This window comes from Sporosarcina sp. OR05 (assembly GCF_041414805.1).
Taxonomy (GTDB): Bacteria; Bacillota; Bacilli; order Bacillales_A; family Planococcaceae; genus Sporosarcina; species Sporosarcina saromensis.
On record NZ_JANKJL010000009.1, the window covers coordinates 42836 to 65896 of the forward strand.

The 23061-nt window shown below is 41.9% G+C and carries 22 protein-coding genes; 11 read left to right on the forward strand and 11 right to left on the reverse strand.

Going from position 1 to position 23061, the window contains the following annotated elements; all coding sequences use genetic code 11:
• Positions 1–29: 29 nt before the first annotated feature.
• Positions 30–845, reverse strand: coding sequence for a hypothetical protein (locus NRI27_RS13055; RefSeq protein ID WP_371391087.1), 816 nt, complete (start codon positions 843–845; stop codon positions 30–32).
• A gap of 218 nt (positions 846–1063) precedes the next feature.
• Between NRI27_RS13055 and NRI27_RS13060 the strand changes: the two genes are divergently transcribed.
• A complete protein-coding gene (locus NRI27_RS13060) occupies positions 1064–1534 on the forward strand; it encodes a DUF4352 domain-containing protein (RefSeq protein ID WP_371391088.1) in 471 nt (156 codons plus the stop codon).
• A 310-nt stretch (positions 1535–1844) separates the two neighbouring features.
• On the opposite strand, the gene NRI27_RS13065 is transcribed toward NRI27_RS13060, so the two are convergent.
• Positions 1845–2261 carry a VOC family protein gene (locus tag NRI27_RS13065; RefSeq protein WP_317943040.1) on the reverse strand — a complete coding sequence of 139 codons (417 nt, stop codon included), beginning with the start codon at positions 2259–2261 and terminating at the stop codon, positions 1845–1847.
• Positions 2262–2748: 487 nt separating this feature from the next.
• Here NRI27_RS13065 and NRI27_RS13070 point away from each other — a divergent pair, with 487 nt between their 5' ends.
• Entirely contained in the window at positions 2749–3417 is a 669-nt protein-coding gene (locus NRI27_RS13070) for a hypothetical protein (protein WP_371391090.1), read from the forward strand.
• A gap of 58 nt (positions 3418–3475) precedes the next feature.
• Here the strand turns inward: NRI27_RS13070 and NRI27_RS13075 are convergent, their stop codons facing one another.
• Complete coding sequence (locus NRI27_RS13075) at positions 3476–3703, reverse strand: hypothetical protein (protein ID WP_317943044.1); 228 nt, start codon at positions 3701–3703, stop codon at positions 3476–3478.
• Between the two features lie 14 nt (positions 3704–3717).
• Positions 3718–4038 (reverse strand): ArsR/SmtB family transcription factor, encoded by a 321-nt coding sequence (locus tag NRI27_RS13080; protein WP_317943046.1) that lies wholly within the window; start codon positions 4036–4038, stop codon positions 3718–3720.
• A 152-nt stretch (positions 4039–4190) separates the two neighbouring features.
• Between NRI27_RS13080 and NRI27_RS13085 the strand changes: the two genes are divergently transcribed.
• The 8 genes from NRI27_RS13085 (at position 4191) to NRI27_RS13120 (ending at position 11987) form a co-directional block, all read left to right on the forward strand.
• Positions 4191–4607 carry a DUF4183 domain-containing protein gene (locus tag NRI27_RS13085; RefSeq protein ID WP_371391091.1) on the forward strand — a complete coding sequence of 139 codons (417 nt, stop codon included), beginning with the start codon at positions 4191–4193 and terminating at the stop codon, positions 4605–4607.
• 95 nt (positions 4608–4702) lie between these two features.
• Positions 4703–5023 (forward strand): DUF4183 domain-containing protein, encoded by a 321-nt coding sequence (locus NRI27_RS13090; protein ID WP_371391092.1) that lies wholly within the window; start codon positions 4703–4705, stop codon positions 5021–5023.
• Between the two features lie 289 nt (positions 5024–5312).
• A complete protein-coding gene (locus NRI27_RS13095) occupies positions 5313–6869 on the forward strand; it encodes an ABC transporter substrate-binding protein (protein ID WP_371391093.1) in 1557 nt (518 codons plus the stop codon).
• Positions 6870–6952: 83 nt separating this feature from the next.
• On the forward strand, positions 6953–7870 hold the full coding sequence (locus NRI27_RS13100; RefSeq protein ID WP_371391094.1) for an ABC transporter permease: 918 nt from the start codon (positions 6953–6955) through the stop codon (positions 7868–7870).
• A 17-nt stretch (positions 7871–7887) separates the two neighbouring features.
• Positions 7888–8814: an ABC transporter permease gene (locus tag NRI27_RS13105; protein WP_371391095.1), complete on the forward strand. Its 927-nt coding sequence runs from the start codon at positions 7888–7890 to the stop codon at positions 8812–8814.
• Positions 8815–8827: 13 nt separating this feature from the next.
• On the forward strand, positions 8828–9814 hold the full coding sequence (locus NRI27_RS13110) for an ABC transporter ATP-binding protein (RefSeq protein WP_371391096.1): 987 nt from the start codon (positions 8828–8830) through the stop codon (positions 9812–9814).
• Positions 9815–10876, forward strand: a complete 1062-nt coding sequence (locus tag NRI27_RS13115; RefSeq protein WP_371391097.1) for an ABC transporter ATP-binding protein — start codon at positions 9815–9817, stop codon at positions 10874–10876.
• Positions 10854–11987: a M20 family metallopeptidase gene (locus NRI27_RS13120; protein ID WP_371391098.1), complete on the forward strand. Its 1134-nt coding sequence runs from the start codon at positions 10854–10856 to the stop codon at positions 11985–11987. Before NRI27_RS13115 ends, NRI27_RS13120 begins: the two co-directional genes overlap by 23 nt.
• Before the next feature lie 413 nt (positions 11988–12400).
• On the opposite strand, the gene NRI27_RS13125 is transcribed toward NRI27_RS13120, so the two are convergent.
• The gene (locus tag NRI27_RS13125) at positions 12401–15022 is read right to left on the reverse strand and encodes a S8 family peptidase (protein WP_371391100.1); all 2622 of its coding nucleotides are present in this window, start codon (positions 15020–15022) and stop codon (positions 12401–12403) included.
• A gap of 196 nt (positions 15023–15218) precedes the next feature.
• Here NRI27_RS13125 and NRI27_RS13130 point away from each other — a divergent pair, with 196 nt between their 5' ends.
• Positions 15219–15719: a VanZ family protein gene (locus NRI27_RS13130; RefSeq protein WP_371391101.1), complete on the forward strand. Its 501-nt coding sequence runs from the start codon at positions 15219–15221 to the stop codon at positions 15717–15719.
• Positions 15720–15788: 69 nt separating this feature from the next.
• On the opposite strand, the gene NRI27_RS13135 is transcribed toward NRI27_RS13130, so the two are convergent.
• The 6 genes from NRI27_RS13135 to NRI27_RS13160 all read right to left on the reverse strand — a co-directional run bounded on the left by NRI27_RS13135 (position 15789) and on the right by NRI27_RS13160 (position 22758).
• A complete protein-coding gene (locus tag NRI27_RS13135; RefSeq protein ID WP_371391102.1) occupies positions 15789–16499 on the reverse strand; it encodes a hypothetical protein in 711 nt (236 codons plus the stop codon).
• Positions 16496–17665, reverse strand: a complete 1170-nt coding sequence (locus tag NRI27_RS13140) for a hypothetical protein (RefSeq protein WP_371391103.1) — start codon at positions 17663–17665, stop codon at positions 16496–16498. Before NRI27_RS13140 ends, NRI27_RS13135 begins: the two co-directional genes overlap by 4 nt.
• A 15-nt stretch (positions 17666–17680) precedes the next feature.
• Positions 17681–18892 (reverse strand): hypothetical protein, encoded by a 1212-nt coding sequence (locus tag NRI27_RS13145; protein WP_371391104.1) that lies wholly within the window; start codon positions 18890–18892, stop codon positions 17681–17683.
• Positions 18893–19155: 263 nt separating this feature from the next.
• Positions 19156–19758, reverse strand: a complete 603-nt coding sequence (locus NRI27_RS13150; RefSeq protein ID WP_371391105.1) for a class D sortase — start codon at positions 19756–19758, stop codon at positions 19156–19158.
• Positions 19759–19762: 4 nt separating this feature from the next.
• A complete protein-coding gene (locus NRI27_RS13155; protein WP_371391107.1) occupies positions 19763–21574 on the reverse strand; it encodes a hypothetical protein in 1812 nt (603 codons plus the stop codon).
• Positions 21575–21591: 17 nt separating this feature from the next.
• Positions 21592–22758 (reverse strand): hypothetical protein, encoded by a 1167-nt coding sequence (locus NRI27_RS13160; protein WP_371391108.1) that lies wholly within the window; start codon positions 22756–22758, stop codon positions 21592–21594.
• Positions 22759–23061: the final 303 nt, after the last annotated feature.

A 23061-nucleotide genomic window follows, 5' to 3' on the forward strand; every position in this document is an offset into this window, starting at 1 on the left:
AATTCAGAATTGTTCCGGTGCCTGTCCCCTTAAAAAGATGCGATGAAGACGTTGCTAGCTTCGCCGTCCGAACGTCCGTTGTATTGAGGTTCTTCTGATTCATCGTATCGATCAGCAATGATGCGTACCGTATAATTCCCTTTCGGAAGTGCGTCAATGCTGGCAATGTGCTGCACGATTTCTTTAAATTTACTGTTTGTCATTTCACCATCGTATTGCAAGTACAACCAAGTAACTAGCTCCTCTTCATCATCCATCGGTTGTTCGAATTCCACAAGCCATTGCTTCGCTTGTTCTTCAGATGGATTGGCAAATTGCTCGTCTCCGTACAACTTTAACAATTCATCGAGCTTGTCTTTTTGATAATCAACACCCTTAAAACCGATCTTTTCTTCCCCTTCTTCCCATGTCACCCCAGGATACAATGTGCTCACTTTTTCTACATTCGGAATGAGCGATTGGTTAGCTGCTTGCTTTAATTGTTCAATGAGGACTCGGCCAATCGGAAAGTTGCCGTAACGATCATCTAACCCAAGTCGGTTGATCCCATCGAGTTTACGAGGGCTAGCTTCTATATCGACGTCTACAAACGCCCTTCCCACATACGTCGGTTCATGCAACGTTTGATAATCAACAACGATGACACTTGTATCGATCTGTTTCCCATGATGTTCATAATCAATTTGTTGTATGGAAACGTTCAATCCTATCTGCTCCATCGCACCAACAACTAATTCCTCGACAGCTTCAATTGTTTCAGCTTGCTCAATGAACTCCTGTGCTTCTTCGTCAACACATCCTGTAAGAAATAAAATGGTTACCATAAGTCCTACTATTTTCTTCATAGACGCCTCCTTAACGATTTATCACGAATGATGAGGTTGTACGAATGACAAGTTGGCTAGACTAGTGACACCAGCATGAGCGGTAAGCCGTATGGGTGACTCACGCAAATCTCACTCGAAATAAAAAATGAATTTTCGTAATTGAACGTCGGCATCTTACACACCTACAGACTTGTACGAACTAGAGTTCATGCAACTACCATTCGGAGGTACTCTTTATGACAAAACTTTCTTGGCGAATCAAATTACTTGGCATTGGGGCAATTGTTACACTTGCAATTGCCGTTTTCTTAACACTGAAACCAAGCTCGTCCATCATTTCAAAACTACCCGTCAATAAACAAAACGGCTTCACATCTGAGGTGTTACAATTTGATGATGTGGCCATCCAATTGCTCGATTCATCGCATACCGAAAAAGATCAAACGTTTCATTTTACAATTGAGAACACACGCAATACACCGTTGTCTGTATCAAGCACTTCATTCAAAATCCATAATCAAGATAAAACCTATGCAAGTGATACCGTCGACTTTGATCAGGAGCGATTGAATCCGGGAATGAAGACCACTGTTACAGTCACTTTTAAGATGAACAGTGAAGCTGTACTTTCTGGACAACCCGAAATGGAAATCACACGCGGACTCTTCTTTAGCAACAGTCAACAATTTCTGTTGCAACAAAAATAAGCTACAGCACAGGCCGAATGCCGCATTTCTCTTCCAAACACGGCATATCTCGGCCAATCCCAGCATTTCCAGCAAAAATGCCGCATTCCTCTTCCAAACACAGCATATCTTGGCCAAACGCAGCATTCCTTTTCCAAACGCGGCATATCTCGGCCAAACTCAGCATATCCAGCAAAAACGCCGCATTCCTCTTCCAAACACAGCATATCTTGGCCAAACGCAGCATTCCTCTTCCAAACGCAGCATATCCAGCCAAAACGGCGCATTCCTTTTACAATTGATTCGTTTACAAACTAAACTAGTATTCCATTCAATCTTCGCGAACATTTTTCCGTAGTTGTCCCGCGACGTACGCTCGTATTTCCGTTTCCACCATTTCCGCATAATTTTCATGATACGGTTCCCATAATTCCACTGGATACCCATCCACATCTTCAATTCGAACAAATTTTCCGTAATCAAATTCTTCAATCTCCGTTAAAAACTTTACGTCTTTCTTCCTCAAATCATGAACAAACGCTTCCAAATGATCAACCGTAAAATTCAATATAACAGACTGTTCCTCTGCATCTGTAAATGTTAACAACGTGAACTCATTTGGCTTCAGGAAATTAACCCCGTATGCACTGACGTCCACACCGAGGACATCATGATACCACTGTAAACGTTTTTTCACATCACTGCTCAATTGAATAAAAACCCCACCTAAACCTGTAACTCCAGCCATTCTACCCACTCCCTCTTTTGACTGCAAACGAAACTTCCGTTGACATAGCAAACTTATACGATTAAAATTCATACAATTCTGTTCTACAAAACTAGTTACCCTTAATTTACGATGGTAATACCAAATTAGTTTCAAAACAGTTTCAATGGGCAAGTGGATTACAAGTGGAAACTATTTTTCTACCAAAGGTAATTTACTTTTTCCGCATTTTCAGCTCATATGCCGCTTCATGAATACTTTTGCTGCATTTTCATGACATATGCCGTGATCGAGGATATTATGCGTCGTTCTGATAATGTATGCGGATTTAGTCTATTCGCGGGAAGCTCAATGCCATTCTTGCCACTGTCGCGCTACATGCACTTCACCAATTAGGAAATGATGAGATGGAGCTGCATGTGCGTTGAGAAAATAGTATATTCTATACCAATCACGCATACATCAATAGGTCATACTGATAAAAAGACTAAGAAAGTGGGTGGAAGCATTGAAAAAATGGATTGTCCTATTAAGCATGCTAATTGTACTTGTTGGATGTAATGAAAAACAAGAGGAATCGCCGATCGATTCTCCTCCTGATGAGCAAGATGGTACTAAGGATGTGGATAGAGAAGGTTCATTTACACATGAAGCGATTCTTGAAGGAGCGGATATGGCGGCATTTTTCTTGGAAGATGGAGCAACTGCACACTTTCATGGTGAGGGGAATGAGTTTGCCACTTATACAACCCGCATGGAATGGCTCGATGAACGACATGTCAATGTGTATGAAAATAACGGAGGAGTTGAGCTGGCTAAGTCGTACCGGATTGATGATGACCGTATCGTTTTATTGCGCGAAGAACCGTTACAAACTGAAAATGAAACCGTATCAATTGAGGAGATAAAAGAATTAAAATCCATTCGACCCTATCTTATTTCCCCTTTGGAAGTTGGAGATGAGATCGGTTCATGGACAGTCGTCTCAGTTGACGAAACGGTGGAAACACCGATGCAACAGTTTGAACAAGTCATCGTACTCGAAGAAACGTTTGAAGATGGTGCCGTCTCTAGGAGCTATTTCGCGATCGGTTTTGGGGAAATTAAACGATCCTACAGTGCTCAAGATGGAGACAATCCATTTGAAGTCACTTCCGAAATTGAATCGATTGAGTAAACAACCCGATGCAACCAATATCCATCTTGGTTGCATCGGGTCTTTTTCTATCATTCCCTCACTCTACTTCCTTCAACAATCTTTCAATATCAATCAAACGGTTATCCATCTCCTTCAACCGCTCTTGTAGCATATTGCTGTTTTCGCGTTCTATCGCAAGTCTTTCATCCGCACGCTTCTCAAATCTCTTCACGGTTTTCACAATAAAAACGACCGCAATGATAATCGCGAGTATCGGTAAGACAAAACTAAATAAGCTTGTAAAAACAAACAATTCTGTTAGCATCTTCAACTTCCCCTCTACTTCTTTTTCTTCATCGTCAATGTCGGTGCGAGCTCGCGAATGAGCCGCTCACTCATTTCAAACTGAAATGGATGTAACATGTAAAACTTTGCAGACTTGCCACTCTCCAGAATTTCCAAATTGCTTGTAACCAAGTTCGCCTCCTCCAACTTTTGAAGATGCAAGTACAACAACGGACGACTCATTTCCAACGCCCTCGCCAGCTCACTGACATATTGCCTTCCCTCCGACAAAACGGCAATAATTTTCAGCCGATGCGGGTTCGACAATGCTTCTAGCACAAGTAATAAATGATCACCATCACCAAAACGTATCATATGTAAGTATTTTATTACATGTAAATGAATTGTGCAACAGAAGTTTCTAACAAATCGTAACTTCCTTTTTCTAGGGGGGATAAAACCGTAGCTGAAAGACCAATGAACTCGCACTTTTATTGCATATGCTACTACATTGGAGGTGATACATGATGTACAGGTGCGATGATCAATCCAAAACCATCATAGCTTGCGATCGACAACAAAGAAGATATACGTATGTACTTCCACCATTTCCTCCACTCGAAGAAGAAAACGGAGGAAGTCCACCCGCTTCTACGGTAACACCAATCGTCAATCGCTATTTCTATGTGGCCGAATCCACGATCGACTTGACGAATGGCGCTACATTGTCCGCTAATAATTTTACAGATGATGCAGGAAACCAAGTAAATTCTTTCACTTTATTCTCCCCTAACGGCTATGTAAATTTGTACGTGAATGGCGTCATGCAGCAAGGAAATATGTATACATTAGATACTAACTCCTTGACCATAATGCCTGATAACACAACGATTGCCCAGGGTACGCCAATTATCATTGAAACTGTTGGCTTTACAACAACGTAATCGCTAATCAAATGAACCTACAATTGATTGGACAGCCCTGACAAGTTCAAGCACGCTTGCATGTACTGTAAAAGAAAAGAAAGGAGGTGAACGAAATGGCACTATCATTAATGAATATCCACGTCAACGTCGCAGCTTCTGCTGATCGATTCTTCAACGTGTTAGCGAGTGATTTAACGGTTGCAGACGGGACAACCATCCCGGCAACTAGTTTCCAAGATGACACAGGTACGGCAGCTACTGCATTCCCAGTCGTTACAAATGGCTATTACAACTTCTATATCAATGGTGTCTTACAAGAAGGGGCGTCTTATACGATCTCTGCAACAGAGATTACCTTCAACAATGTCACTGGCACCATTTCCGCAGGTACTCCGTTAGTCATCAAAGCCGTCGAGATTAACACACTCACGTAACATATCTCGATAATCTTTCTCACACTAATTCTACTAAATCAATTAATTGAACAGGGACAGACCCCCTGCTCACTTCTCCACAACTAATCTAACTTCCCAACAGGTTATCAAAAAGCCGCGTCCTTTTTTAAGAGGAGCGGCTTTTAAGTTTAGGGAAATAATGCACAAATAGGAGTAAGAACCGTCTAAAAGGAGTGAAAACAAAAAGTTATTGCGTATTTCCGTTAATTCAATTAACATTAATGGTATAAATATGCACCAAACTACATGTTGAATTGGGGGAAAAAGCATGAGGAAGAAATTTGGTTTGTTTCTAGTTACACTTTTTGCTGTTTTTGCATTGGCAGCTTGTAACGAGGAAAAGGCTGGATCATCTGAAGGAACAGGTAACACTGATGATGCAGAAAATCGCACGTTAACAATCGCTATGGGATCGGACATCGTGAGCTTTGATATTCATAATCATAACAATACATCAACAGAAGCAGTTCACGATAATATGTTCAACTATCTCTTTAAACGAGATGCAAACAATGAAATACAACCTGAACTTGTCGATACGTTTGAACAATTAGATGAACTAACTGTCCAAATGACACTTAAAGATGGCGTGAAATTTCATAATGGAGATCCTTTAACTTCAGAAGATGTGAAGTTTACACTTGAACGTGTCGCAACTGACGAGACATTAAAAGAATACGCAAACTATAAACAAATTAAAGAGGTAGAAATTGTTGATGAAAAGACATTTAAGGTGATCACGCACGCTCCAGAACCATCTCTATTTCACAGATTATCAAGATTGGGATCTGGCATGTTGCCGAAAAATTATATTGAAGAGAACGGTTGGGAACATTTTCTTTCAAATCCTGTAGGTACTGGACCTTATCAATTTAAAGAGTGGGTCCGAGATGACAGAATCGTCCTCGTTCCATTTGATGAGTACTTTGAAGGCAAAGTAGATGAATGGGATGAAGTGGTATTCCGTGTAATACCTGAAAATTCTACTCGTGTATCAGAGCTTCTAACTGGCGGTGTGGATATAGCAGTAAACGTGCCTCCAAGTGATTGGGATCGCGTTGATAAGAATGAAGGGACTTCCATGAAGAAAGAAACATCCAATAGAACGATCATGCTCATCTTACGTTCTACAGAAGGATACCCAACTTCTGATGTGAGAGTGCGACAAGCAATTGACTTTGCAATTGATGATGGCTCTATCGCCGAACATGCCCTTAAAGGTGGCGGAATCCCTACACGTACAAGAGTAGGTCCTGGTAACTTCGGTCATAATCCTAGCCTTTATGACACGTACAATTACGATTTAGAAAAATCAAAGCAATTGCTTGCAGAAGCTGGTTATCCTGATGGATTTGAGATGACGTTACACTCCCCTAAAGGTCGTTACTTACAAGATGCCGAAGTTACAGAGATGATTGCAGGGATGCTTTCACAAGTAGGCATTAAAGTGAATATCGAATTTATGGAATGGAGTAACTTTGTAGAAATGCGGACAGCAAAAAAGAACAAGGATGCTTACTTGCTTGGCTTAGGTAACTCCATGTTTGACGGAGCTTATTCAGTAGATTGGTATAGAGCTGAAAGGTTCACTGGTGAAACAGATTATAAGAACGATGAAATTGAAGCTTTATTACAAGCATCAGCTTCTAACATGAATCCCGATGAGCGTGAAAAACAAATTCAAAAAATAGAAGAGATTGCTGCTGAGGATGTTCCACACGTCCAACTTTACCAAGAAACCATTAATACAGGTGTAAGTGACCGAATTGACTTTAACCCATCTCAAGACGAAATGATTTATGTACCAAAAATTAAACGAAAATAATGTAACTGTGAGGGGCCAGGGAGTCAACCCTGGCCTTTCATGCTACCGTTTACAATTCGATTACTTCAACGAGGGAGGTCTCTATGGCAAAGTTCCTACTTAAAAGAATACTAGAATTCATTCCGGTATTAATAATCATCTCATTTATTGTTTTTTCGCTTGTCTTTATTGCGGGAAATCCTGTTGCTCTCATGTTACCAGAAGATGCGAGTCAAGAGGACATTGAACAACTAACAATAGCGCTTGGGTTGGACAAACCTTTCATTGTTCAATACGGAAAATACATGGCCGATTTGGTCCAAGGTAATTTTGGAACTTCCTTTCGCTACAATACTGACGCACTTCCACTCGTTTTAGAGAGATTACCGGCAACTTTAGAGCTAGCTGCAGCCTCAATGTTTATCGCGATTATTATTGCTATTCCACTTGGTGTTTGGTCAGCTACTCGAAAGAATACTTCTATGGATTTACTTGCAACAGGCGGAGCTGTTATTGGAAAAGCAATGCCTAACTTTTGGTTAGGTATTATGTTGATTTTGTTATTCTCTGTTACACTCGGATGGTTCCCAGTTTCAGGAAGAGGCACCCTTGCCCACCTGGTATTACCAGCTCTCACGCTCGGAACTGGTATAGCAGCTGAAATGACGCGGCTAATCCGATCAAATATGGTTGAAATCTTAAGTCAAGATTATGTACGTACAGCAAAAAGTAAAGGTTTACGAGATTTTTTCGTCGTGTATAAACATGCTTTTCGAAATTCATTAATACCGGTTGTAACAATTACAGCCCTTCAAACTTCCACTTTAGTCGGAGGTGCATTAATAACCGAGACTGTATTTTCATGGCCTGGCTTAGGACAGCTGCTAATACAAGCAGTTAACACACGTGACATGGCGATCGTTCAAGCAAGTGTATTCGTAATTGCCATACTCGTCATTTCCATGAATTTACTCGCCGATATCATTTATCGCATTCTAGATCCACGAATTAAATACAACTAAAGGGAGGGAACAACTGCATGTCTACGAATTCTCATTCTCCTACGCTTACTGGTAGTGCTAATACGATTAATCAATCGAAGTCCAATGCTATTAACCGATGGACGAAGATGCTACTGAAAAGCAAGACAGGTACACTTGGATTTCTAATCGTTGTTTTCGTCTTTTTTATCGCTATATTTGCAAATGTATTAGCTCCACATGACCCCGCGGAAATAAATCCTGCTATGATGCTTAAACCGCCATCTTGGATGGAAGGTGGAGAATCTGCATATTTTTTAGGAACCGATAATCTTGGAAGAGACATTCTAAGTAGAATTTTATATGGTTCCCGCGTTTCGTTGTTAGTTGGCATCGCTTCTGTTATTTTAGCAGGAATCATTGGCGTAATAGTTGGTTTGACAGCAGGCTATTACGGTGGCTGGTTAGATACGATTTTAATGCGTATTGTCGACTCATTTTTATCCATTCCGAACATCCTTTTTGCACTCGTTTTCTTAGCCGTTTTTGGACCAAGCGTTCCCACCCTTATTATCGTATTAGGCGTTACAAATTGGGTTGGGTATGCACGAATCGTGCGGGGTGAGACATTATCTATTAAAGAACGTGAATTTGTCAGAGCGGCTCGTTCTTTAGGTGTAAAAAACAGTAAAATTATCCGTCGACACGTACTGCCTAACGTTATCTCTTCTTTCATCGTAATTTCTACATTAAGTGTTGCTACAACCATCATTTTAGAAGCGTCACTTAGTTTTCTTGGGCTAGGCGTCCAGCCTCCAACAGTCTCATGGGGAGGGATATTAAGTGATGGGCGTGATTACCTTGCTACAAGTTGGTGGTTAGCGACTTTTCCTGGCGTAGCCATTACTGTAACTGTACTAGGGATAATCTTTTTAGGTGATTGGTTACGTGACGTACTCGATCCGCGCTCACAAAGTCGAAGTTAAGGGAGGGGAAAAAATGACAACTGAAACAATCTTACATGTGAATAATCTACATACGTATTTCAGAACTGAACACGGTGTAGTTCCATCTGTAAATGGTGTGTCTTTTGACGTGAAGGAAGGTGAAACATTAGCGATTGTTGGTGAATCAGGTTCTGGTAAGAGTGTTACATCTCTCTCGATAATGGGGCTAATTGACTCACCTGGAAAAGTAGAAGAAGGGAATATCTTATTCGCAGGTAACGATCTAACATCACTTGGGAAAAAGGCTTATCGAAAATTAAGAGGTAACGAACTTGCAATGATTTTTCAAGAACCACTTACGTCGTTAAACCCACTCTTTACGGTTGGCAATCAATTATCAGAATCAATCAAACTCCACCAACAAGTGGATAAACCTACTGCGAAAGTCAAAAGTATAGAGATGCTTGCACACGTAGGAATTCCACGCCCAGAAAAAGTGTATAGTTCATATCCCCACGTGTTAAGCGGGGGGATGCGCCAGAGAGTAATGATTGCAATGGCTCTATCCTGCAACCCAAAACTACTCATTGCAGACGAACCAACAACCGCCCTAGATGTAACAATACAGGCACAAATTCTGGAGTTGATGAAGAAGCTTGCGAAAGAGCATCAGACTGCTATTCTTCTCATTACACACGATTTAGGTGTCGTTGCTGAAATGGCTGATAATGTTGTTGTTATGTATGCAGGACAAGTAGTGGAACATACAGACGTCTACAGTCTTTTCAGCAAACCTTTACATCCATATACGCAAGGTTTACTCGCAAGCACACCAAAATTCCACGAATCCGAAGAAGTGTTGGAGTCCATAAAAGGAACCGTCCCCACACCTTCAACAATGCCAGCTGGCTGTAAATTTCATCCGCGTTGTCCTCATGCAATGGATATATGCGTAATGAAAGAACCTACTTTACAGGACGTAGAACAAGCACACAAAGTGAGATGTTGGCTTTATGAAGAGAAGGAGGATGTTATCTAAATGACAAACAACATAGCTACTTCCTCTGCAACACAACATGTTTTATTGGAGGTGAAAGGCTTAAAGAAACACTTTGAGATTTCCGAGGGATTCCGTAAGAAAAAATTGCTGAAAGCAGTTGATGGAATTGATTTTACAGTTTATGAAGGTGAAACGCTCGGAATTGTTGGGGAATCAGGTTGTGGAAAGTCAACGACAGGTAATTTACTCGTACAGCTGTTAGAGAAAACAGAAGGAACCGTTATTTTTAACGGGCAAAATATGGACGCTCTTTCAAAGGAAGAAATACGACGAGCTCGCGCAGATATTCAAATGATTTTTCAAGATCCTTTTTCATCGTTAAATCCTCGTATGCGTGTTGTGGACATTATTGGCGAACCATTGTTGACACATACAAACAAAAGTAAAGCTGAAATCCGAGAAGAAGTGTTCAAATTAATGGATGCAGTCGGTTTAGATCGGTCTTACGGTAAAAGGTTTCCTCACGAGTTTAGTGGAGGTCAACGACAAAGAATTGGAATCGCCCGGGCCATTGCATTGCGTCCGAAACTAATAATTTGTGATGAACCCGTATCCGCTTTAGATGTATCCATTCAGGCTCAAATATTGAATTTATTAATGGGACTTCAAAAAGAATTTCAATTGACGTTTATTTTCATTGCTCACGGTCTACCAGCTGTGAAATATATTAGTGATCGAATAGCGGTTATGTATCTCGGTAAAATTGTTGAAATTACGACGAAGCAACAATTATTTGCACAACCGATGCATCCGTATACAGTTAGTTTAGTTTCCGCTGTTCCACTTCCAGATCCGTTTATTCGCGACAAAAGAGAACGCGTCATTTTAGAAGGTGATATTCCAAGCAACGTCGATATCCCTTCCGGATGCAGATTTCGAACTCGCTGTCCGTATGCACAAGAAGTTTGTAAAACTGACGAACCACTGTTAGCCGAACTTGAGAATGGGCACTATGTGTCTTGTCATTTTCCTATTACTCAACAACTACATCACTTGGATACTGAGAGGATGAAAAATAGTGAAGGCGTTTCTACAGTCTAATGAAGAAAATATGTTAACACTCTTAGAAAAACTCGTAAATATCGACTCCGGCTCAACAAATAAAGCAGGGATTGATGCAATTGGTAAGGAGTTAAAAGCGATCTATGAAGAACTAGGGTTTCTCATTGAAACGATACATGAGACCGATCATGGGAATCATCTCATAATTAAACATAAGACGGCAATAGATCCTAAAATAATTGTCGTTGCACATATGGACACCGTCTTTAAACTAGGAACTGCAAAAGAACGACCGTTCACTCAACAAAATGGCATTGCCTATGGCCCTGGAGTCATCGATATGAAAGGTAGCCACGTTGCCCTCATTTACGCGTTAAAAGCATTACTAAACAGTCAGCGGAATGGCTATGAAAATGTTCAAATTGTATTAAACAGTGATGAGGAAATTGGCTCACCAACATCTCGGGCATTAATTGAAAAACATGCGATTGGAAAAGACTATGCACTCATTATGGAACCAGCTCGAAAAGATGGCTCCCTCGTAACTGTACGTCGAGGGGGTGGCAGGTATTCATTATACGTACAAGGCAAAGGAGCCCACTCTGGTATTGAACCGCAAAACGGTATTTCTGCAATTGCAGAGTTGGCGCATAAAATCATTAAACTTCATGCCTTAACGAATCATGAAGAAGGGATTAGTGTAAGTGTCGGACTCATCGAAGGCGGTGAATCCGTCAATACAATTGCACCTTCTGCAGTTGGTCACGTAGATGTACGAATTAGTAAATTGGAGCAGGCGGAATGGCTAGATAGGCGTATTAAGGAAATTTGTTCCACTCCTGATATAGCAGGTACAACGATCACTTTAGAAGGTGGCATTAACCGGCCACCAATGGTTAAAAATGAACAGACAATCGCCCTATTAAACATCATACGAGAAGTGGGCAATGACCTTGGTATAGAAATTACAGACATTGCTACCGGCGGCGGCTCCGACGCTTCCTTTACATCTGCAGCAGGCGTTCCAACAATTGATGGGTTGGGACCGATTGGTGGAAACGCTCATAGTGTTGAGGAGTACTTAGAAGTGCCTTCTTTAGTAGAACGAACGAATTTATTAGCTGAACTAATTGCTCGGTTAAGTAAATAAACTTATTTTAGAGAAGAGGTTTTTCAAATAGTACCTATAATGAAACAGGCTGCAGCGGAACAATTGTTTGTTCCTCAGCAGCCTGTAATATGGAGAGCCCTGACTTTGAAAGTGGAAGTGAATTATCCGCTACTTAGGCGAATTGAAGAATTGAACAACTTTTTTACGCCGAACTGCAAAAAGTGAATTGCAGTGAAAAGCAGCGTCTCCGGGAGGATCAGCGGGACAGTTGAAACAACCAGCGAAGCGAAGGGATATGGTTTACCGCCCGCCCTCCGGAACGCGCCCGCCTAGAAGGAAAAGAACGATGGAAAGAGACCATTTCCCTCATTTGTTTCATGAAATAAGGACTGTCAAAGAAAAATCAGTTTTCATCGACTTCCTAGACAGCCCTTCCTTTAAAGTAACAACACCTACTCCAGTCCTTCACAAACCTCCAAAAACTGGTACAACATCTTCGCAGCGTGGGCACGGGTGGCGTTTTCTTTTGGTGAAAAGTCATACCCTCCATTAACCGGTTTACCGTTGATGATGCCTAAACTTGCTGCTGCACCGACGTATGGCTTGGCAAATGTGCTGATGGCTGCTTCATCCTTAAATGGTACTGCCTTATTCAACCCGGCAAGCACTTCTGGATTGGCTGATTCGACTGCCCGGATAATCATTGCGGCCATCTGCTCACGATTAATGTTGTCGGTCGGGTTAAAAAATCCATTGCTATTGCCAAATACAATGCCGGCACGATTTGCCGCTTCGATATCGAGTGCTGCCCAGTTTCCTTTTTGCACATCACTGAACTGTCCTGTATACGGCTTTTTTGGTAGATTCAAAGCTCTAGAAAGCAGAGCGGCAAATTGCGCACGCGTAATTTCTTCAGTTGGGCCAAATGTTGTGTTGGATATTCCTTGTATGATGTTTTTTGATGCGAGCACTTCAATGTATTCCTTTGACCAGCCGGAAACATCGGTAAACGTCTTTGCGTTCTCTAGTACTGCAAGGTTTGAAAGTTGACGGGTTTTTACTGTAAATTGGTTTTCTTTCACATGACCACCTACATAATGCCATCTATTCGCCTCTAACTTAAAAGCCGCCACTTTCTTCGCATTCATCACTGCGCCAATCGTAAACGACAAGTTCACAGGCGATTCAACAGTCGAAATTGTTTCTTTACGATCGTTCCGCTGAATCGTAAATGTAACCGAATAATAGTCGGACAATACGCGCTGGCGCGTGGAGATTGCCGGAACTGTTGCAGGCATCTTTAACCGCTCAATCGCGATGTTCAGTTGCTCTGGATTTTTATTCAACAACTCTGCCATCAATTGCCCGTCAATTGACAAAGATGCCCTTTCTGCAGAAAGCGTCAACGTTTTATTACTTGCAACAATCTTATCCATAAGCAATTTCGGCAAGCTAAGCGATGACGTTTCCAAGCGGATGTCTTTCAACGTCTTATCATTCAACTGGTTTTCAATCGATTGGTGCATTGGGTCCACCGGTTGAACGGTTGACGTAGGAGGGCTCAACGGTTGTTCCACTCCAGCAACAGGTTCTGTATACGAAAGACTATCGGATACTCGTTCTTCTCCAATTGCACTGCGCGCTCTTACACGTACATGATACGTCTCACCAGGAGTGATTGGGCGAATTTCTGCTGAATACCCTGAACTCGGTACAACAGTAAATGGCCCTTTCCCTATTGCAAGCTCAACAGTATAGGAATGTGCATTTGAAACACTTGCCCATGTCACTAAAAGACTGTCCGCCTGACGTTTCAATTCAACGCCTGTTACTTGTCCAAGTTCAGCGGATCTACTTGTACGTAAGCTGTTTAGTTCAATCGCCAATCGTTCGTGATTTAATAAACCCGCCCCATATTCATCATCTACTCCTGGGGCACCTAAATCTGTCGCGGTCTTTTTTACAAGCTCAGTTAGTTCCTGAACCGTTAAATCTGGCAAACTTGCTTTCATCATTGCAATTGTTCCTGCAACAATGGGTGCGGAAAATGACGTTCCACTTGCGTACACTAAGCGATTTGCGGGTGCTGTCGTCAAAATTTGCTCACCAGGCGCAACGACATCGACAAAACGGTTGTAGTTAGAAAAAGCGGAACGATGATTGTTCTGAGCAATTGAACCGACTGAAAGTACACTATCATAGGCAGCAGGGTACGTGAGCGGATTTCCTTTTTCAGCTTCATTACCAGACGAGGCGACAATGATGATGCCAGCATCGATTGCACGCTGTATCGCTTCTTGTTCAAAGACAGACGGAGTTGTACCCCCTTGACTAATATTAATGACGTCCACTTTTCGACTTATTGCATAGTCTATTGCTTGAACATTCATCGCCACAGTTCCTTTTCCATCTTTACCAACTGTTTTTAGTGGGAGGATTGCAACGTCATAATCGCCTGTGATGCCGGCAATGCCTATGCCATTATTTGCTTCAGCGGCAATCACACCCGCAACATTCGTACCATGACCGTGTTGGTCAGTGACGTCTGTCGTTCCATCCAGGAAATTGTAGCCACCCGGGGCAATTCGATTTGATAACTCCACATGATTGCGGTCAATTCCCGAATCAATAACCGCCACAACGAGCTTCCGTTGCTGATGAGCCGAAAGTTTCCATAATGCTGGAGCATGCACACGTTCTAACCACCATTCTTCAGCATAATAACGGTCATTGACAGGCCCAAGAAGATTCCGTTCTGCATTCACTTCCACTTGCTCAACACGCCGGCTTGCCGCTAACTTCTTGCTAATCTCTTTTACATTTGCACCTTCTTCAAGTGTTACTAATTGCGTATCAGGTGCAATGAATTCCAGCTTTTCAATTTCTTTTGTTGCAACCGGCAACTCCTTAATGGAAGAAACGCCTTCTGCATATTTCACAAGCAACTCATTCGTTTCCACTTCATTACTGCTACCAGCTTGCGCAAAAACAGCTAACGGAAGAGCACTAAAACACAATGAAAACAGGATAGCGACTAGGACAAAACGATATAACCACGTACGAAATTTATTCAACAAGTATTTCCTTCTTTCCTATTGTAATCTACTAGTTGAATTCTATTAATTCCATAGAATCCGTTTTTATTCTATCGTAAAAACAGTAAAAGTAATAGGTATTATTTGAATAAATCTTGATAAATACTTGCTAGAAACGTACACGTCTCTGGCATGTTCACTAGACGCGAATACCATTATGTGGTACATTCACCTTATGAAAAAAATCCTATTTTTACTGGCGATCGTTGGTGTACTCTTCATTTCATCAGGCCAAACATATGAACAACAATCACTCGTACCTTCATTACATAAATGGCTACCTGGCAAACCGTTTGAAGGGCTTTTATCGACTTTGCAAATTCCTTATTGGGGCAAAATTATCTCTGTGGAAGAACGGGGCTACTACTACTTCGTGGAGTTTTTACTGCGCAAATCGGCCCACTTTTTCATCTTCGGCCTGTTAGCCATTGCTGTGTACAGTGTTTTGCCAAAAATGCGCTTACGTTCTGTTTTTGCACTCGGCATTACGTTTTTACTCGCGATTGCAGATGAGTACCATCAATCCCTTACAGGTGGACGCACTCCAACGATAAATGACGTATACCTCGACATGTCAGGAGCAATTACCTTTATCGTCTTCCTGCACATCATCCAATTGACTAGAGAAAAAATTAAGAAGCGTCGACAATCTGAAATACACAAAAACCACACGTAATGAGAGCAACTACGTGTGGTTTTTACGTATTTTTTTATGAAAAAAGAGTCATCTTATTGAACTGCCGTTTCAATCAACTTTCTTAAAGGAAATGAAAGAAGCATTCTTCACGCGAACAATTTGTCCATCGTGTAAATCGATGCGGCTTTCCGACTTCGCTACCGAACCACCAATCATTTCATAGACCAATGGCTCCTCGCCTTCCTCTAAAACGTGCAAATAGCCATAACCGGAGTCAATTGAAACTGTATACGTTCCTGCTTCAATATCGGTTCCCACTACCCATAGTCCTGTCGATAATGATTCAGTTTGGATAGAAGTCGAAATAGGTGTGAACGATACAGTATCATAGCCTCCATCTGCTCGGACCGTATACGATGCGTCGACGTCAATTGTTAAACTGCCCGCTCCTGCATAACTGCCGACAATCTCCGTTAGAATGAGACGCCCCTCTTTATCATACACAAAAATATTGCCAACGGGATCCCCCGTCATCACATACCTGCCTGTCGCAAGCTGCACGTCCACGCCTTCTTTCGGGACGACAGGAATGGATATTTGTTCAGCGTTTTCATTGCCCCGATCTACTTGCTTGTAAATTGCAGGAGAAACTGTTCCAATCATTTGTTCTTTTTCTTGTCCTTTAATCTCAAAGTTTTCTTCATAAGCTATCAATTTTTCAGTAGGGGAGGCGTTCATTGCGTTACAACCTACGAGTAACGATAGACCGATACCATAACCGATGAGCAATAGCGTCCTCTTTTTCAATCGCATACTCAATTCGCGCTCCCCCCGCTTTCGGTCACAGGCAACCTTGCGTTCCGGTAAGACCATTTATTTTTCAGGAATAAGCCTACAAACAGGACTATATTCATCCCGACGAGCCAAATAAGCGCACGCCGATAATCGAGCGTTTCACTTCCTAGCGCAAGGGCAGCATTCCCATTTAAAATGGCTTCAATATCTAGCATGTATAGCGGGTATAACCACTCCACGTGCATATCCGCAAACTGAAGGCCAGCTGGTACGAGTAAAATGAGAATGACGATAAAGAGACTCGCATACACATTTTTTGTGACAAGCGTTAACAATGCAAGCGCAAATAAAAGCAGCAATGCAGTGAGCATGAATGCCAAAAGCATATACAGTACATAACGAATTGTCGACACAGCGATATAGTCTCCACCCGTATAAAGCAGCATCGGTGATTGAACACTTCCCCATCCTGTTTGGAATGATACATATAAACCACCTGCTACGAGTCCAATCACGAGGAACAGTAAAATCTGCATCGCATGAATCCCCACTTTACTAAGCAGTTTTTGCATAAACGATACAGGAAAGATGCCGATAATCGTCTTTCTTTGCAAGTCATGTACATACATACTGCTACCTATAAGTAATACGAGTAAACAAAACACCAGTCCGCTTAACGATTCTAACGCGACAGGCAAATAATTGCTTGCCACAAATGGATCCGGAACGAGCGGCAAGCTATGCTCTTTATAGTAGCGCAACAATGCCATTTCCTTGTAAATCTCTTCTTTCGGTATGACGAATGAAGGATGAATCCCTTCATTATTAAGCTCATGTAACCGAAGGCGCAGTTCATTCACACGTAAACCACTTTCGATGAATGCATCATGATCGACGTTTTTCTGCCAAAGTGCAAAACGCTGATTATTTACGAATGATGACTGTTCAGTAAGATTTGTATAAATTTCATCTCCAACTGACGTCTCCCGGTATTCTTCAGGCAAGTAGAAAAAAATCGCTTGATACGTGTTTGCTTCTTCATTTTTCAATGTTTGCAGATCTTGTACTTCCGTATCACTATAATGCATGTAATAGAATGGGAAAAAGAGGAGCAATGCACAACCTAGCAACCAATTTTTCTTATTCCGCATTACTAATTTGAGTTCAAATAACAAATAGTTCCGATACATTTGAGTGTCCTTTCTTTAGCCGATTTTATAAAAACGACGTTTATTGACAATACGTGACAAGACCCATACGCATACTTCGAGGAGTAGTACCGTAATGAGCAAGACTACAATTCCCTTTGTCATCGTAATCGTTTCCACGTTGAGCAAGAAATTCTTCTCCCCAGTGACGACTTTTCCAAAATCGATATACGTTTGAGGGAACAAGCTGATATCAATGCCACCTAACGTGCGCGTCGTTCGCGTAAAGTAAAATTGCTCCAGAAACAACAATGCACTACAAATAATCAATACAACCCACTCATTTTTAACGAGCAACCCGATCGCAATGGTTAAACGGGTGAACAAGTAAACAAGAACGAGCATCGCAACCGCCATGATACCGATAAATGTCCCCATTGATAACACGTCATATTCTTCCCTCGTAAAGGTTTGTTGCGCGATCATGATGGGCACGTCCAAGTTCAAGTACCCAAATCCATATTGAATGGAGATGAGACCCACTGCTATTACAATCGTCACGAATGCAAATAAGCTTGTATACAAAAACGTTGAGAACGTTTTCAAATTCAGCTGGCGATACCACGTTAACGGGAGCCCTTGCAACACTGATCGATTTTTCCGGTTACGTGTCAACACATCGCTACTGAAGAAAATGGCACAAAATAAGAAAAAGTACATGCCATAGTTGAGCAAGAACTTTTGCAACGCTTGCAAACCGGTCTTTTCCATGAGCAATCCATATGTAATCGGACGATTGTTTGACAAATAATCCTCAAATCGGATCATCGTTTGGTGATAAGCATGTTCTCGATCCTTTCCTGGAAAAGGAGAGTCTTTAAAGAATTCTTTGTCGTTTTTATATTCCCAGACATTATTCTCTAAGTAACTCGCACGCAAGTGCAAGAATCGATCATAGTTTTTATCCTCATAAGCTGTCAACAACGCACTGTATAAACTGTAATAGTAGGCGTTATTCGCATAGACGGGCATCCCCGAAAACAACACGATTCCGGTATTCCCTTTTTTTAAACGGAATTGTTGCTCAGCATCCAACATCGTCAAATACTCTTTCGTCTTTTCAGGATAGAAAGTTTCCTTCACCTGTTCGTTTGGCAATAAAAGAAAACAGTAACAGAGCAATAGCACACCGATAAACACGACGAACGGAATGTTCTTCATACTTCTCGCGGTAATCAAAAACTCATGTTTCAAATATGTACGATTCATCCGAGCTTCCCCTTTGTTCATTTGCACGTATGTGTAGGTACCAATAAATTGCACAAAGCGATTTACCAATTACATACATCCAGCTTACTAGACACACAAGCATTCATTTAAAAACAGAAAAATCAAACTGCCAATCTACTATACCACTAAAAACAGTATTTTCCAACATATACTTACAATACCTGTCGATAAACGCCTGCAAAATTCATTAGTTGTAAACGTAAAAAAGCTGCACCTCCCATTGGAAGTACAGCCGTTCTTGTTTACTCTTCAATTTTTTTAGCCTGAACAACTAACCGATAATCATTTGAATAAGCTGGATAGCACGTTACGAGCGATAACATTGCTATACCGTCACGCGCTTTAAGCACGTCTACTTCATGAGGACGGACAATTTTAATGTTGAACACTTCGAACGTAAGATTTTTCTCCAACGTTTCAAATGACAATTCCTGACCGATTTCAACTTCATGCAACCGATTGAAGAACTGACCAAAGACACGTGCTTGGTGACCTGCAATTGCGTAACTCCCTCCGACTTCACCTATGGGATCCATTTGTTCGATTGCACCAAGCGATCGATTCAACGTTTGCGCATCTGCTCCTTTAGCAACGGGCGCTTTCAAGTCGATTTGCGGAATGGATAAAATCCCTTCCACTTCACTTACGTCTCGACTTCCTGCTTGTCCATCGCTCGTGGACTCGGCGGTTTCATTCAGCGGTTCCGTAACTTGAATCGATTTGAATGCTTCTATTACCTCTTGCTGTTCATTGTCCGCTTTCGCATTGCCGGCATATAACCAGATGAGCAATCCACACCCACATCCAATGAATAACGTACCCATCCACTTCATGGCTTTTCGCATCTACTTATGCTCGCTGCCCTAGCGGGGACGTTTTTCCAACATGTCTCAAGCCAACGCCCATTGTCAGTAACAACAATGCGATGACAATGATTCGTTTACCATCTAAAAGTCCACCAGTTGTAGGCAATGCCGAACGTTCATCCGCATTGCTCCATGGTGTTTGCGTGGATGTATTCCCATGCGCACCTGCTACGCCCCCTTCTGTAGAACCGTTCACGTTCCCGTTCGTCGGAGGTGTCGTTGTTCCGTCTTCCGTTGGCCCAGCATTGTTTACGCCACCATTGATACCTGTGTCATCGTTTGTTGTTCCGTCAGTCGTCGTATTTCCATTGCCATTGCCGTTTGTATTCGTATCCCCATTGCCATTCGTTGAATCTGATGAATCACCTGGCATTTCAGTTCCCACATCATCGTTGTCATTACCATCTACAGATGTGTCACCATTTTCTTCATCCGTACCCCCACTCGTATCCTCTTCATCGTCAGGTTGGGGTGCATCATTTGATCCAATGAATCCAAATGAAGGAAGGAGATCTACGGAAATACTTCCTACTTGTGATGAACCGAGTTGAATGCCGACAACTTTGCCTAGCGATACATAGCCATCATTTGTCCCTATAAGCTGTTTATCCACCAAACTGAGTGATGTTTCATCCAGCACATTGCCTCCTACATTTACATCTAGCACAGCCGATGAACTGAGATTTCCTTCTTCACTCAGTGAAAGATTATTTTCAAGCAGACCGACTGATGTATCCTCCAACAATCCACCACCAACGTCTACTTGTAAAACGCCTGACGAACTTGTGAAACCTTCTTCATCCATGTTGACGTCTTGATCGAGCACACCAATCGATGTCTCTTCAAGCAGTTCACCATCTACATCGACTTGCAACACGCCGGATGAACTCGTCAAACCTTCTTTAGTTGTTTCCAGATGTTGATCCAACACACCGATATGCGTTTCACCAACAAGTGGCAATTCTTCTACATTCACTTCTACAAGACCACCGTCAAACGAAGTGCCTTCTTTGTCAATTGCTACCTCTTTTGACGCAACATCGACTGCTACATCCTTAGTCAAAGGTGTTGTGACTGCGATCGATGCTAAAGAATGCTTTGCAGAAGTTGAATTCTCTGTAGCAGACGATTCTTCTTTGAGGACAGAAACCGTAACATCATCTACCACACTTTCGACAAGGCCTCCGCCGACATGAATATCCGCTACTGCAGCACTGTTCGCTTCACTTGTTGTTGATGATTCGTGCTCCCGTGCAAGGACGTTAACGGAAGTATCCTCTAGCAACTCACCATCTACATCTGCTTGGACAACTCCTGTTGAACCGGATAAGCCTTCCGCATCTTTTTCAACATGTTGATCCAACACACCTGCATGTACATCGCCTACGACTGGCAAATCTTCAGCTTGCACTTCGACAAGGCCTTTTGTAGCTGTGTCGGATTTCACGTCACTTGTTGCAACGTCAGCTTCCACATCTCCCGTTAATGAAGTGGACAACTCTAGGTTTACGAGAGATGTACTCTCTCTTTCCTCCGTTGGCTCTTCTTCTGAAGACGCCTCTTCGTGATCGTCACTCTCTGTAGACCTATTTGAAGGAATGTTCACTTGTAATTCCTCAATGACGGGAAGCCCCGTGACCTCCACATCGACCAACGATGATTCACCCTGTTTGTCATTTAGTAAATTCACCTTCACCATCGTCTCGTCTGTGGACGCTTCCATGAACGATGGCGCCCATACAAATCCTGCACATAACCCGACACCTGCTACTACCTTTTTTACGTTTAGCCTCATTATCATTCTCTCCTTTTTTAGTTAGTCAGTTTGTTTACTAAAAAAGGAATAAATCGAGGCGGTTGCCCAGGCGGAGCGTTTGACCACTGACTTTTTACATTCTGACTAAAATGACGGCCTACATGATAGATAGCATCTTTACTTAACGACATAGGACGCAAAATGTTTGCAAGTACATCTGCATGTCCGCTCGTTGAAGGAGAAGAGAGAGCAGATGTAGAATTTGCTGTAATAACGAAGTTCTGAGCGTCATGTCCACTTGTAATAAGTTGCAAAGGTAATTCTTTTTGCATAGATCCCCGGTTATTTTCATTCTCAATTGCTTCTTTTACTCCACTCTTGCTCACTCCAACAACAAAGCTGGTTTCACCACCATCATAAGCGGGTATATCCCTAAATAATGTTTCTCCAAGTTGTTCACTAGAATGGTCCGCTATATGCATAGCGCTTTGCAGTTCAACCATCTCCATTTTTTGAACATGCTCCTCAGATGGATTTATTTCATCCTCTCCATCATCCTTAGGAGTAAACGGTTCTGTAGATAGATCTGGATTTATACCTCCTTCAGATTGGACTTCATCTTGGACTTCATCTTGGACTTCATCTTGTACTTCAACAGCTTCAGGACGTTCCTCAATGACTGGTTCCTTACGTTTCAAAACAGCAGGCACTTGCGCTACTTCTTCCACTTTCTGATTGACCGTCGTGGTAACTGCAGATGTCGTTTTTTCAACAGTTTTCCCGACTTCTTTTCCTACAGGAGTTACTACAGGCAACTCAGGTAATGCTTCCGTAACGTCCTTTACGTCTGACACGGTACGGTCAATCGTTTTTGTCGTCTCCTCAACGACTTGTGGTAGATTGGAAACGGTTGATTCCACGTAGTCAATCGTTTGATTGAACACCTTAGAGACCGGCTTTTCCTCATCAATGCTCGTTACTGTTCTCAACGTATCTTGCGTGAAGGAATGGGTATCTCGAAGTGTCTCGTCCACACTACGAACTGTGGAATCCGTAACTTTTCCGACCGATTCAACAGAGTTCTTTACCGTAGTACCGACCTTTTCAAAAACCGACGACAAACTTCTCTCATCCTTGTCATCCAGCTCTGTAGCTTTTACGATTGTAAACGGAAATCCCATACATATTGCAAAAATGACTATACCTATTATTCTAAGACTCAACAACATCACCCCCTCTCGAATAGACAGTAAAGTCAAACTTATTCGCACTCTACCCTTTTGACAGTAGATAAAACACTTGTTGTTTTGAAATACAATAACCGAACTTTAGATTCAGACCTGTAAGACTATTATTCTAGAAGATAATGTAAATCATTCCTTCAAAATATGACTATTGATTAATTCTTTAAAAATCACTTCCCTATCGAATGAATCATTATACTTCCCTGTTCACTCTATCTGTTGCGTGCATAATAGTTTACTGGGATAATCATTGGTAATATATAACTTTTTATATGAAAGTGA